We start from the raw sequence: 13,244 nt of genomic DNA, 5'->3' as shown, positions 1-13,244 counted from the left end.
CGGAGCCTGCGCCTCCGTTTCTGTCGGTGGCTCGGGTTACTGTTCTTCTTGTTCGAACATGCGTTCTAGTTTCGGGTCACCGGGGGGTGAATGGGGATGGCAGTACCGATCGTGTCGTTGGAGGCGTTGACCGCTGCCGCACAGGCAGAAAATCGTCTCGCGTCTCGCAAGATTTCCGCCTGCTACCGCGTGCACTGCGACTGGATCGAAAGCGATGTCAAGCACAAGCACTACAGCCGATACGGACGCACCGAAATGGCAGTCGCGTTGGGTTGTTCTGCCACCGTCGCTGAATCGTATGTGTCCGTCGGCGTTGCTTTGCATACCCGGCTTCCGTTGGTGAAGACCGCGTTCGAGGCCGGGGAGCTCGACCTCCCTCGCGTACGGACGGTGTGCCGGATCCTCGACAACCTCTCCGACGAGATCGTCACATTGGTCGAGGATGAGATCGTCGAGGCTGCCCGCCGGTCGTCACCGGGTCCGCTGGAGAAGGAGATCTGGGACATCCTGCTGCGGGTCGCCCCGGAAGAAGCAGCAGCACTTCGGGAATTCGCGAAGAGATTCCGCACCGTCACCTACAGCCCCGCCGGGGAACTGGCCCGCATCCGAGCAGAGCTGACAGCACCCGAAGCCGCCGCCGCATGGCAGCTCCTCGAAGAGATGGCCGACACGCTCTGCCCGAAAGACCCCCGCGGTAAGAAAGAACGCCTGTGCGATGCATTCATGGCCCGCATGCACGGAGAACCCCGCCTGACATGCCTGTGCCAACGAGAGAACTGCCCTAAAACAGATGCAAAGCTGCCGGATCGCCGGGTGCCGTTGACGATGATCACCGTCGACATCGCCACCCTCATCGCACTAATCGCGAACCCGGCGTACCTGGCCGGGCACGGTTCCATCGACCCCGATCTCGCGCGGGAGTTGGCGCGCAACAGTCAGTGGCAGATCCTGCTCACCGAGGCGGTGACACTGGCGGAGAAACTCGGACTGGCTGTGCAGAACCCGGAGACGGGGGAATGGGAACGACGCTCGGACGGCGAGAAAGCCGGGGCTACAACCGGACCCGAGACGGGAACAGTGACGGACACAGATGCGGACGCAGACACAAACGAAGACGCGGACTCGGCTGCTGCTGCTGCTGCTGCTGATGAGGGAATGGGGTCGGCCAGTTCACCGGCGGACGAGGTCGACGAGACAGGCGATGCCGACGAGTCCGCATCCATACCTGCAGCCGACCCGTCGTCAACTCCTGACCCAGGTGCCGCCGATCCTGTACACAAGTACGCAGCAACACGCGCAGGGACACCGGTAACCGACCCGCTAGCGGAGACAACGTCTCACACCGACCCTGAGGCAGCTGCATCGCCTGAACCCGCGTCAGCTTCACCATTTCCTGCGGAGCAGGCATCGCCGGCACCTGATATCGCACCGAGCTGTTCGGAATCACGCTCGTCCGCAACACCATCCGGCTCCACAGCATCCGGCTCTGCAGCATCCGGCCCGACGTCAGTCGAAGGCCCAGCGCCAGGAACAGGCCCCGCTGCCGCTGCTGCCGGCAACGACCAACGTCAGCGTCGCCTGGGATCACTGACCTGCGCTGCAGCCCTGTTCTGCACCCACACACCCGTAGGCAGGGGCCCACGGCACAGCTCTGCCCTCGACCTGCCCTCCGCAATCCGGCGCACCAACCGGACGATCCCCACAGCAGCCCACACACCCTCAGCTCACACACCCTCCGGCCGCACACACTCAGGCATCTACCTCGGTAATGCATCCCTCGCCGCGGCACTCGAAGCGGCCATCGCCGCCGTCCCGACCCTCGGAAAGTCCGTCGCACGCGACCCGCTCACCGACCGGGCCCTGATCTACCGGCCCGACGCCCTGACCACCGCCGCAGTCCGCCTCCGGGACCGGCACTGCCGATTCCCCGGCTGCCACCGCCCCGCCGACCGCTGCCAACTCGACCACGTGATCCCCTTCGACCACACCAACCCCCTCGGCGGCGGCTGGACCACCGTCAACAACCTGCAATGCCTGTGCGAGTTCCACCACACCGTCAAAACGTCGGGCTACTGGACAGCAGTCATGCTCCCCGGCGGCGCGATCCTGTGGACCTCCATCTCGAAGACCACCCGAATCACCATGCCCGCCAACGGCACATCCGTACCCATCCTCGGCAACGACCTCCGGCCGCACATCCCCACCAAACCCAGACGATCCGGCATCATCGCCTACCCCGACCCACCCGACAACGAACAACCCAAGACGGACGAAACGGCAGCACCGCCGTTCTAGGTGCGCTGGGGAGCGACCCTCGGGCGCGAAACCTGTTCAGGCGAACTGGGGTGTCGAGGCCTTGTCGATCACGAGCCATCCGCCGTGGTGCTCCGATGTCTCGAACTGCCCACCGGACGATCGGCCGAGCTCGATCAACGCAGCGTCGTCGAATGTGCGGACATGCCCGTGGCAGGCAGTGGTCTCGTCCTCGAAGGGCACGGCAACGACGACACGCCTGCGCGCGATGCGGAGCGCCTCGGCCACGATGCGAGCGCCTGTCGCAGCGTCGACGTGCTCGAGGAGATGCAGTGCGGTCACGGTGTCGACACTGTTGTCTGCGACCGGAACATCTGCAGCATCACACACCACGGTGTCGAGCGTGATCCCGAGATGCGGGGCAACGGTGGCGAGCAGACGCATGGTGCCGGCGGAGAGGTCGGTCGCAGTCACCGAGTGACCCTTCATCGCCAGTCGTAGCGGAAAGAAGCCGAAGCACGATCCCATGTCGAGCACTGATCCGACGACCAAAGCCTCGGCGCGCGCATGGATGGGAGCGAATTCGGCAGCGCCGGAGAGCAGTTCGTCCAGGGAATTCCGGTAGTAGGTGGCCCAGGCGTCGATCGGATTCGAGACGGTGGTGCGGACGATTCCGACCATGACCAGCTCGAATTCACGCTGAGAAAGGCCGACATGGCGGGCCTGGGCGGTGACTATCGGAACGAGGCGCTCACCTATGTCGGCCGAGGTGAGTCCATGGCCGACCTGCACGGTGGATCCTGTTCGGGCTGCGTCCAACTCGAGTCCGGGGATACGACGGACCACGACGTTCTCGTGAGCCCACACGTCGTCGGGACTCGGTGCGAGTGCATCCAGTTCGGTCATCTCGAAAGCCTTCTGTGTTCGTGTGCACTAAGGCGGTGGGGTCAAGCCGGACTGCAGCGGTGCGATTCCGGCAGTGAGTAGCTCGACCAGATTCGATCGGTCATCGGTCAGCCACTGCTCGTATGCCGAGATTGCCACACCGAGGACCATCCAGCCAACAGTTCGCGGAAAGTGGTCTGTCGGATCGGAAGCGGTTCGTGCGGCAACGTATTCGGCGATGACGGCTCGCCAGCCCTCGTACATGACCATCGAATAGCTCTGCAGTGCAGGATTGCTCAGTATCAACGACATCCGTTGCCGGTGAACCGCGGCTTCTTCCTCTGGAAAAGTGTTGAACTGCAACAACGCGGAGTGTAATCCGTCGGCGAGCTCGATGTCCGCGGGTAGGCCGTTCAGATGTGCCCTCAGCGCTGCGAGTTGAGTGTCGAAGTCACCCCAGGGAACCGCATTCTTGGACGGGAAGTAACGGAAGAACGTGCGTCGAGCGATGCCTGCCGCGTCGGCTATGTCGTCGACGCTGGTCTCCTCGAAACCTCGGGAGGCGAACAGTTCGATCCCGAGATCGCTCAGTTCGCCCCGTGTCGTGGACGGGCGCCGACCTACCCGACTGGACGGTTTCGCACTCCTGGCCATATTTCCCTTCGATCTACTGGTTTTTCTGCACCCAGTGCCATTATGGTGGTGATCCAAGCCACTGTCGATCGCGATTGTGGTCCCCAACATCTTTCGGAGGTTTCAGATGTCGAAGAACAACGAGAACCCTGTGGTCGGCACCGCCGTCGTCGAATCCGATCTGGTCGAAGAGTCGCTGGTAGAGGAAGTATCCATCGACGGCATGTGCGGCGTGTACTGATCATGACTGCTGCAGTGCAGGGCGCACTCGATGTGGATGTGCCGTGGGCATTGCATCCGCAGGTGGCGCTGCGTCCCGAGTCGTTCGGGGCGCTGCTCTACCACTTCGGAACTCGCAAGCTCTCCTTTCTGAAGAACCGCACGATCGTAGCGATCATCGAGTCGTTCCCCGATCATCCTGATATGCGCGCCGCGATCGCGGCCGCGGGGATCACCGAGTCCGGATCGGCTCCGTATGTGAAGGCACTCGCGACGTTGGCCGACTCGAAGATGATCACGCCCCGCTAAGGACCATTGACCCTCGACACCTTTCTGGACAGGACCGCCCCACATGACCTCCACCCTCGAAAGACCCGCTCCGGTAGGAAAACTCGTCGACCAATTCGAGCTCGGGCTCGACGCACCGATCTGTTTGACGTGGGAGCTGACCTACGCGTGCAATCTGTCGTGTGTGCATTGCCTGTCCTCGTCGGGTCGCCGTGATCCACGTGAGCTCAGTACCGAGCAGTGCAAGTCGATCATCGACGAGTTGCAGAAGATGCAGGTGTTCTACGTCAACATCGGCGGCGGTGAGCCGACGGTGCGGTCGGACTTCTGGGAGCTCGTCGATTACGCGACTGCGCACCAGGTGGGGGTGAAGTTCTCCACCAACGGGGTCAAGATCGACAAGAAGGTCGCCGCGCGGTTGGCGGCGTCGGATTACGTCGACGTGCAGATTTCCATCGATGGCGCGACTGCGGAGGTCAACGATGCGGTCCGCGGTCCGGGTTCGTTCGACATGGCCTGCCGGGCTCTGGAGAACTTGAAAGAGGCCGGTTTCCGGGACGCGAAGATCTCGGTCGTCGTCACCCGACACAACGTGAGCCAGCTCGACGACTTCAAGGCGTTGGCCGACAAATACGCTGCGACACTGCGGATCACCCGGTTGCGGCCGTCGGGACGTGGTGCGGATGTGTGGGACGATCTGCATCCGACGGCGGGGCAGCAGCGCGAGCTGTACAACTGGCTCGTCGCGAACGGTGAGGGTGTGTTGACGGGGGATTCGTTCTTCCACCTGTCGGCTTTCGGTGATGCTCTGCCGGGGCTTAACCTGTGCGGTGCGGGGCGGGTGGTGTGCTTGATCGATCCGATCGGTGATGTGTATGCGTGCCCGTTCGCGATTCACGAGAACTTCCTCGCCGGCAACATCGTGCGAGACGCGAAAGACGGTATGGGCGGGTTTCAATCGGTGTGGCAGACATCGGAGTTGTTCCAGGAGTTGCGTTCTCCGCAGACCTCGGGTGCCTGCACCAAGTGTGCCCATTTCGATTCGTGCCGCGGTGGGTGCATGGCGGCGAAATTCTTCACCGGCCTGCCCATGGATGGCCCGGATCCCGAATGCGTCATCGGTAACGGCGAAATGGCGTTGGCATCGGCGGGGGAGATCCCGAAGTCCAGTGTCGATCATTCGCGGACCGGGCAGCGCAAGACACCTCGTAAGTCGGTGCCGCTCACGTTGATGATGCGTCCGCCGGCGAAGATCTGCGACGAGAACCCGCTCGCAGGAATGGAACAGGAACAGTCATGAAACAGAAGGCACAGTAATGGCGAAGAGTGAGTGGTTCGAGACCGTTGCCGAAGCGCAGCGGCGTGCGAAGAAACGTCTACCGAAGTCGGTGTACGCCGCGCTGGTGGCCGGCTCCGAGCGCGGGTTGACGATCGACGACAACATGGCGGCGTTCGGCGAGCTCGGCTTCGCACCGCATGTGGCGGGATTGTCGGACAAGCGTGATCTGTCGACGACGGTGATGGGGCAGTCGTTGTCGTTCCCGGTGATGATTTCTCCGACGGGTGTCCAGGCCGTTCACCCGGACGGTGAGGTCGCGGTGGCGAGAGCTGCTGCGGCGCGGGGGATTCCGATCGGCTTGTCCTCGTTCGCGAGCAAGTCCGTCGAAGAGGTCGCGGCGGCCAACCCGCAGACGTTCTTCCAGATGTATTGGGTGGGCTCGCGTGAGATCTTGCTGCAGCGGATGGAGCGGGCCCGCGCGGCGGGGGCGGTCGGGTTGATCATGACGTTGGATTGGTCGTTCTCCAACGGCCGCGATTGGGGCAGCCCGTCGATTCCGGAGAAGATGGACCTCAAGGCGATGGTGCAGTTTGCTCCGGAGGGCATCATGCGTCCGAAGTGGTTGTGGGAGTTCGCGAAGACCGGCAAGATCCCGGATTTGACGACTCCGAACCTGACGCCACCGACCGGCGGTCCTGCGCCGACGTTCTTCGGTGCGTACGGAGAATGGATGGGTACTCCGTTGCCGACGTGGGAGGACGTGGCGTGGCTGCGGGAGCAGTGGGGTGGGCCGTTCATGCTCAAGGGTGTGATGCGGGTCGATGATGCGAAACGTGCTGTCGATGCCGGGTGCACCGCTATTTCGGTGTCCAATCATGGTGGTAACAATCTCGATGGCACCCCGGCACCGATCCGGGCTCTGCCTGCGATCGCCGAGGCCGTGGGCGATCAGGTCGAGATCACCCTCGACGGTGGTATCCGACGCGGCAGCGACGTGGTGAAGGCCCTCGCGCTCGGTGCGCGGGCGGTGTTGATCGGGCGGGCGTACCTGTGGGGTCTGTCTGCCGGTGGTCAGGCGGGTGTGGAGAACGTGCTCGACATTCTGCGCGGCGGAGTCGATTCCGCTGTCCTCGGTCTCGGGCACACCTCGGTGCATGATCTGTCACCTTCGGATGTGGTGATGCCGGCCGGGTTCGACCGCAGGCTGGGTGTGTGACCGACTGGTTCGAGACTGTTGCTGAGGCGGAGCGGCGCGCGAGCAAGCGGCTTCCCAGGTCGGTGTATTCGGCTCTGGTGGCCGGCTCGGAACGGGGAATCACCGCTTCGGACAACACGGCTGCGTTCGCTGAACTCGGATTCGCTCCGCACGCGGCGGGGCTGTCGAACGAGCGTGAGTTGTCGACGACACTGATGGGGCAACCGCTGGCGTTCCCGGTCATGATTTCCCCGACGGGTGTGCAGGCGGTGCACCCCGGCGGTGAGGTCGCGGTGGCGAGGGCTGCTGCGGCGCGGGGGATTTCGATGGGATTGTCGCTGTTCGCGAGCAAACCCATCGAAGAGGTCGTCGCGGCGAACCCGGAGACATTCTTTCAGCTCCATTGGCTGGGTTCGCGGGAGTTGTTGCTGCACATGCTTCATCGTGCACGTGCCGCGGGCGCAGTCGGGTTGATTCTCACGATGGATTGGTCGTTCTCGGAGGGCCGCGACTGGGGGAGTCCGGTGATTCCCGAACGCCTCGATGCCAGGGCGATGGTGCGGTTGGCGCCGGAAGTGCTGGCGCGGCCGCGGTGGCTCGCCCGGTGGGCTCGCTCGGGCACGTTCCCCGACCTGACGGCACCGAATCTCGCTCCGCCCGATGGGCCTGCGCCGACGTTCTTCGCGGCGTACCGGGAATGGAAGTCCACCCCGCTACCGACGTGGGAGGACATCGCCTGGCTACGTGAGCAATGGGGCGGGCCGTTCATGCTCAAGGGAATCTCGCGGGTCGACGACGCGTTGCGGGCCGTGGATGCCGGCGTCACGGCGATCTCGGTGTCCAATCACGGTGGGAACAATCTCGACGGTTCCCCGGCGTCGATTCGGGTGTTGCCGGCGATTGTCGAGGCGGTGGGGGATCAGGTGGAGATCACCCTCGATGGTGGCATCAGGCGGGGAAGCGACGTGGCGAAGGCGCTTGCTCTGGGTGCGCGGGCGGTGTTGATCGGGCGGGCGTATCTGTGGGGTTTGGCGGCGAACGGTCAAGCCGGGGTGGAGAACGTCCTCGACATTCTGCGCGGCGGCTTGGACTCCGCGGTGCTCGGCCTCGGGCATGCATCGGTGCACACCCTCGGACCCACCGACGTCGTCCTACCGCCAGGCTTCGCTCGCTCGACTCAGCCCGCCCGGCGCACTTGATACGAACCGACAGTCACCATTCGGACAGGTGAGTGTGACCGTCCTGGAGCGCACGTGCGAACAGAGCGGCCTTCGTCGGGGCGTTGCGCCCGACCGCCGCGTATTTCTGCCGGATACGGGTGATGTGCGTGTTGATCGTGCCGACCGAGATATAGACGGATCGAGCTGCAACCGTCTTCGAGTCCGAGGCGAACCAGGCGAGCATGACCTCGATCTCGCGTGCACTCAGCGCAGGCTTGCGGTGACGAAGGTCGAGCCGCGTCGGGCGCGTAACGAGTGTCGGCTGTACTGCCGTCCGGAACGAGTGATGCGCCGCCGACGTCAGCACCTGTTCGAGCATGAATGTCCCCCTCGACTATCTACTGATCTCTTGTACAGCAGCGTCCATCGTGGAAGAAGATTCGCCACGGATCCAGCGGAGCAAGAAAGTCCATACAGGGTCAATACGAACGACTTCGTATTCGGTGAGATCGTCATTCAAACGCAGTAATCTGCTGTTTCTGCTGGTCAGCGAAGCGTTCGCACGCGTCTGTACGCGATTGACCGGCTCTATAGTGCGCTCATGACCACTGATCGCCCGGATCCCTCGTCGATCTCGGACCGCACCGAATTCGCGGCGGCACTGCGTGCGATCAGGACCGAGGCGGGTGCAACAGTCCGTGAAATCGTCGAGCGTTCCGGTGGCCTGCACGGCACCATCAGCGGCTGGTTCTCCGGTCACCATGTTCCGACCAAAGCCAGCGCCGAGATGTTCTCGGCTGTCCTCGCCGCGTGCGGCGTCGACGAAGAGGACGAGCGCGCATCGTGGTGGGACGCGGTGTCGAGGGTGCGGTCCATCCCGGGCAGGCGGACTGTCGATCCAGTGAAGGGCGACCCTCCCTACAAGGGCCTGGAAGCGTTCGAGTCCGCCGACGCAGAGTGGTTTTTCGGACGAGACGATGTGATCGAGCGACTCGGCGTGCGCGTCCGTGACGCTCTCGACTCCGGCGGAGGCATCGTCTTCGTCGTCGGTGCTTCGGGCTCGGGTAAGTCCTCGCTCCTGCGCGCTGGACTGGCATCGAGGTTCCCTGGCACGGAAGTCCATTCCGGCATCGGTGCTATTCGGGCATTCCCCGAGCGAATGGGACTGTTCGCGCCGGGTTCTGTTCTCGTTCTGGATCAAGCCGAGGAGTTGTGGACGCTGGCCTCAGCGGGTGAGCGCGAGAGCTTTCTCCGAGCGGCATCGGCGCTGCCGAACTCCGAGTCGGTCCTCGTGGTCGGCCTGCGGGCCGACTTCTATCAGAACGCAGTGTCGGAGGATGCGCTGCTTGCCGGACTTTCGGGCAACCCGGTCGTCGTCGGACGTCTCACCGAAACGCAACTGCGTGAAGTCATCGTCTCGCCTGCCGCGAAGGCCGGCGTCACCGTCGACGAGGCCCTCGTGCAGGTGTTGGTCGGCGAATTGGGTCCGCGTGGATCACAATTCGCCCACGACTCGGGTGCCCTGCCGTTGCTCTCGCATGCGCTGCTGACGACGTGGCAGGTGTCGAGAGGCAGGACGCTGACAGTCGCGGACTATCTCGCGACCGGCGGGATCGGAGGTGCGGTGGGGCAGAGCGCGGAGGAAGTGTTCTTGGCTCTGACCGCCGAACAGCAACGCGAAGCACGACGCATCTTCATGCGTCTGGTCAACCTCGACGACGATGTGGTGACTCGTCGTCGCGTCGATCGTGTCGGGCTGTTCTACGGAAACGAGAACCCAGACGCCGTCACCGACGTCGATGTCGTGGTCGAGCGGTTTGCCGCGCGCAGACTGCTGACCGTCGAAGAAGAGACGGTCCAGGTGACCCACGAGGCGTTGCTCACGGCGTGGCCGCGGCTCGGTGAGTGGCTCGACGACGATCGCCAGTGGCTCGTCGAACACCGTCGACTCACCCAGGCGGCTGAACTGTGGAAGAACAACGACCGAGACGACGGTTCGCTGCTGTCTGCGTCGAGGCTGCTACTGGTGCAGGAATCCATCGGACCGGTACGCCGGCGAGATCTCAATTCCATCGAGAGGCTCTACCTCGAAGCGAGTACCGACCGGGTCGAACAACAGACCCGAAACGATCGCCGTCGACGACGCATCCTCGAAACGCTCGTCGCGGCCCTTGCGCTTCTGACCGTGCTGGCCGTGACACTGGCGGTGACTGCGTTCGTGGCCCGATCGGAGGCGACCAGCCGTCGGGTCGATGCCGAGAATGCGGAGGCAGAGGCAGTGTCTCGTCAGATTGCCGGTGTCGCAGTGCAATTGAGAGACCGAGATCCCGGTCTGGCCGCATACTTCGCGTTGGCGTCGTACGAGGTGGACCGAACGACGGAGGCGCAATCAGCGTTGCTCGACTCGTCCGCGATTCACACCCCTGTGCGGTTGCTCGGAGTGGAGGGCGAGGCCGTCACCGCGGTCGATTCGCGCGGAAGCATCGTGGCAACAGCCGGTTCCGATGGACACGTGCGAATGTGGTCACTCACGGACGGGCACGCGCAGCTCGGCGAAATCGTCTCCCGTGACGCATCGGCGCTGTCGTTCGATCCGAGGGGTGGCGTCCTCGCCGTCGGAGGGTTCTATGGAGTCGAACTCTGGGATGTGTCGGACTCCGCAGCGCCGATAATGTTGTCGCACAACGACATCAACGAGGTGCGGAGCCTGTCCTACTCTCCTGATGGTCGCTTGCTTCTCGTCGGTACCGGGTCCGAGTCGTTGCCGCTCCTCGACGTCGCCGATCCCGCCCGGCCGACCGCGGCGGCCGAAGTGACTCAACCCGGTTCGCCGACAGCGACCGAATTCAGTCCCGATGGTCGGTACCTGGTGACGGTCGGCCCTGGGCGCGCGATGCGGTTGTGGGACGCGAGCAGACTGACCGCATCTCCCGAGGCCCCCACCGTTCCGCTGATCGACGTCCCCTCGGACGGATCGACCTACACTGCGCAACAGCTGGCCTTCTCTCCCGACGGCACCACGCTGATCGCGGGTACTACCGGTCGCGAGGTTCTGCGGTGGGCGCTCGACGCCGGCCGGTTGTCTCCTCTACCTGCATTGACGGGATTCACCAGCTATGTCAACGATGTGGCGTTCAACGGGGACGGGACTCTGATCGCTGCGGCGAGTTCGGACAATTTCTCGAAGGTGTGGGATGCGGCCTCGGGCACTGCGCTGCTGACGCTGCCGGGTCCTTCCGTGGTGAGTTCACTCGTGTTCGCCCCGAATCGGTCGTCGATCGTGACCGCCAGTGGCGATGGCATCACCCGGATCTGGCCGCTTCCCGGGCCGGCCCTCGCCGATGCCGGCGACACCATCTATCAGAACCCCATCGGTGCGTCGGGCACGCGCCTGCTCGTCGGTGCGGGCACCCGAGCCTCCGCCACGATTGTCTGGGACGTCTCGGATCTGGACCATCCGGTGGCGTCCAAGCCGTTGGTCATCGGTGACGATATGGACCAGACAGGTGCGGTGGCGCTCACGGCCGACGGCAACCGGGCCGCTGTCGGCACGACAACCGGGGGATTTCAGGTTTGGGACACAACCGATCTCGATGATCCGGTGGCCCTGGGGGTCATCCGGAAGGCAACCTCGAGCCTGACTGGAGTGCTGGCCTTCGATCGCACGGGGACTGTGCTCGTCGTGTCCGGTCAGAGCTCGAACGACGTGTCGTTGTGGTCGTTGGCCGACCCCTCCACCCCGCGTCTGTTGTCGACTGTGATTGCGGGAAACTATCCCGCAGGAATGGCGTTGTCGCCCGAAGCGTCCGTGCTTGCCGTTGCCAGTGTCGGTGGTGTGGTCGAGCTGTGGGATATCGACGACCCCACCGAGCCACGCCGAACGGCGACGCTCGACGGTTTCGAAAGTAGCGTGCAGGCCGTAGCCATCTCACCGGACGGGAGAACTCTCGCCGCCGGAAGCACAGATCGTTCGGTTCGACTGTGGGACATGAGCACTCCCTTCGCGCCACACCACTTGTCTCGTATCGTCGGGCCGTCCAGCCCGATCTCGTCGCTGGCATTCGATCGGTCCGGCATGCGGTTGGCCGCCGGCGACGGGGGCTCGACGCTGTGGCTGTGGAACGTGGCGGACCGCACCGCACCCGAGCATTACGCCGCCCTGTCCGCGTACGGTCAGCGCGTCAACGATGCGGTTTTCGCCGCAGACGGCCGGGTGGTGTTCGGCGGTGGTACGGCCCGTGATGTTCGCATCTGGCGCACCGAGCCGGAGGAGGTGCGCAGTCGCCTGTGCGGATCCGGAGGATCGGTGGTCACAGAGGCCGAATGGGCCCAGTACCTCCCTGGCGTTCCTTACCGAGAGTTGTGTGGCAGCTGACAGAGTGGGGATGGTGTACTTGCGCAATGACCGACAAGTTTCCGAGGACCATTATGACGTCTGCTCTCGTCGCGCTCGTGGCGTCCTGCGTCGTGATCTACGTCGGGTTGTTCGACGACTCGATGTCCACGACCCTGCAGGTTGTGCTGCTGCTCGTCGGCGTACTGGTTGCCGGCGCAGCAATCGGTTACACCGTAGCCAAGCTCGGTCGGTCCAGGTAATGCTCAGGGCCTGCTGAATCCTGCGAGCATCCCCGTGTAGAGCTTGGGCGGTGGGGCGGCGAATTCGCCGCGCTTTCCGGTGCGCAGTCCGAGGGTCACCAGGGACTGCACGAACAGTGTTCCCGCGGCCACACCGTCGACGACGGGTACACCGATCTCGGCCGAAATGTGTTGGCAGAGATCGGCCATACCTGCGCAACCGAGTACCACGGCATCGCTGCCGTCCATCTCGACGGCGACGCGACACGCCTCGGTCACGATCTTGCGGGCGTCGGGGTCGGTCTCGAGATCGAGGACCGGCATGTCGCACGCATGGATACCGAGGCAGTGGCGGCCGAAGCCGTAGTGATGCGCCAGATCCTGTGCCCGGCCGACGGTGCGGCCGAGGGTGGTGACGACACTGAATCCGCGGCCCAGGAAACTTGCGGCGTGCATTGCCGCTTCCGCGATACCGATGACCGGTCCGGACGCAGCTTCGCGGGCCGCGTCGATGCCGGGATCGCCGAAGCAGGCAATGACGTAGCCGTCGACCCCCGCGGCTTCGCCACTGGCGATTTCGGCGAGAATACCGGGGACACTAAGAGCTTCGTCGACGTGACTTTCGATGGATACCGGCCCCATCGAGGGACTGACCGCGTCGACGACCGTGCCCGGGCCTGCTACGGCCCGGGCACAATCACCGATCGTTGCGGTCATCGAACCGGTGGTGTTCGGATTGATGACCTTGATGAGCACG

Annotated in this window: 12 protein-coding genes; 8 read left to right on the top strand and 4 right to left on the bottom strand. The window is 64.1% G+C overall.

The genetic code is table 11. The annotated features are described in order from the left end of the window. Positions 1–96 precede the first annotated feature (96 nt). On the top strand, positions 97–2,295 hold the full coding sequence (locus QM797_RS20630; protein WP_283277527.1) for an HNH endonuclease: 2,199 nt from the start codon (positions 97–99) through the stop codon (positions 2,293–2,295). Between the two features lie 36 nt (positions 2,296–2,331). Here QM797_RS20630 and mftM read toward each other — a convergent pair whose 3' ends face one another. Then, on the bottom strand, positions 2,332–3,159 hold the full coding sequence (gene mftM / locus QM797_RS20625) for a mycofactocin oligosaccharide methyltransferase MftM (RefSeq protein WP_283277526.1): 828 nt from the start codon (positions 3,157–3,159) through the stop codon (positions 2,332–2,334). Between the two features lie 27 nt (positions 3,160–3,186). Further along, the gene (mftR, locus tag QM797_RS20620; protein ID WP_283277525.1) at positions 3,187–3,792 is read right to left on the bottom strand and encodes a mycofactocin system transcriptional regulator MftR; all 606 of its coding nucleotides are present in this window, start codon (positions 3,790–3,792) and stop codon (positions 3,187–3,189) included. A 106-nt stretch (positions 3,793–3,898) separates the two neighbouring features. Here mftR and mftA point away from each other — a divergent pair, with 106 nt between their 5' ends. From mftA to mftD (QM797_RS20595), 5 genes are read left to right on the top strand one after another with little or no spacing between them, the layout of a single operon-like run. Further along, positions 3,899–4,012, top strand: a complete 114-nt coding sequence (gene mftA / locus QM797_RS20615) for a mycofactocin precursor MftA (protein WP_080739146.1) — start codon at positions 3,899–3,901, stop codon at positions 4,010–4,012. A gap of 2 nt (positions 4,013–4,014) precedes the next feature. Next, positions 4,015–4,299 carry a mycofactocin biosynthesis chaperone MftB gene (mftB, locus tag QM797_RS20610; RefSeq protein ID WP_283277524.1) on the top strand — a complete coding sequence of 95 codons (285 nt, stop codon included), beginning with the start codon at positions 4,015–4,017 and terminating at the stop codon, positions 4,297–4,299. A 43-nt stretch (positions 4,300–4,342) separates the two neighbouring features. After that, the gene (mftC, locus tag QM797_RS20605; RefSeq protein WP_283277523.1) at positions 4,343–5,578 is read left to right on the top strand and encodes a mycofactocin radical SAM maturase; all 1,236 of its coding nucleotides are present in this window, start codon (positions 4,343–4,345) and stop codon (positions 5,576–5,578) included. Positions 5,579–5,594: 16 nt separating this feature from the next. After that, entirely contained in the window at positions 5,595–6,773 is a 1,179-nt protein-coding gene (mftD, locus tag QM797_RS20600) for a pre-mycofactocin synthase MftD (protein ID WP_283277522.1), read from the top strand. After that, on the top strand, positions 6,770–7,951 hold the full coding sequence (mftD, locus tag QM797_RS20595) for a pre-mycofactocin synthase MftD (RefSeq protein ID WP_283277521.1): 1,182 nt from the start codon (positions 6,770–6,772) through the stop codon (positions 7,949–7,951). Before mftD (QM797_RS20600) ends, mftD (QM797_RS20595) begins: the two co-directional genes overlap by 4 nt. A 13-nt stretch (positions 7,952–7,964) precedes the next feature. Here mftD (QM797_RS20595) and QM797_RS20590 read toward each other — a convergent pair whose 3' ends face one another. Beyond that, the gene (locus QM797_RS20590) at positions 7,965–8,291 is read right to left on the bottom strand and encodes a LuxR C-terminal-related transcriptional regulator (protein WP_283277520.1); all 327 of its coding nucleotides are present in this window, start codon (positions 8,289–8,291) and stop codon (positions 7,965–7,967) included. 222 nt (positions 8,292–8,513) lie between these two features. On the opposite strand from QM797_RS20590, the gene QM797_RS20585 reads away from it, so the two are divergent. Next, a complete protein-coding gene (locus QM797_RS20585; protein ID WP_283277519.1) occupies positions 8,514–12,287 on the top strand; it encodes an nSTAND1 domain-containing NTPase in 3,774 nt (1,257 codons plus the stop codon). A 53-nt stretch (positions 12,288–12,340) separates the two neighbouring features. Next, positions 12,341–12,508 carry a hypothetical protein gene (locus tag QM797_RS20580; protein ID WP_283277518.1) on the top strand — a complete coding sequence of 56 codons (168 nt, stop codon included), beginning with the start codon at positions 12,341–12,343 and terminating at the stop codon, positions 12,506–12,508. A 3-nt stretch (positions 12,509–12,511) separates the two neighbouring features. Here QM797_RS20580 and QM797_RS20575 read toward each other — a convergent pair whose 3' ends face one another. After that, on the bottom strand, positions 12,512–13,243 hold the full coding sequence (locus QM797_RS20575) for an aspartate/glutamate racemase family protein (protein WP_283277517.1): 732 nt from the start codon (positions 13,241–13,243) through the stop codon (positions 12,512–12,514). Position 13,244 lies beyond the last annotated feature (1 nt).

Source organism: Rhodococcus sp. IEGM 1381 (assembly GCF_030056795.1).
Classification (GTDB): Bacteria; Actinomycetota; Actinomycetes; order Mycobacteriales; family Mycobacteriaceae; genus Rhodococcoides.
This window is presented reverse-complemented; position numbering and strand designations above follow the sequence as displayed.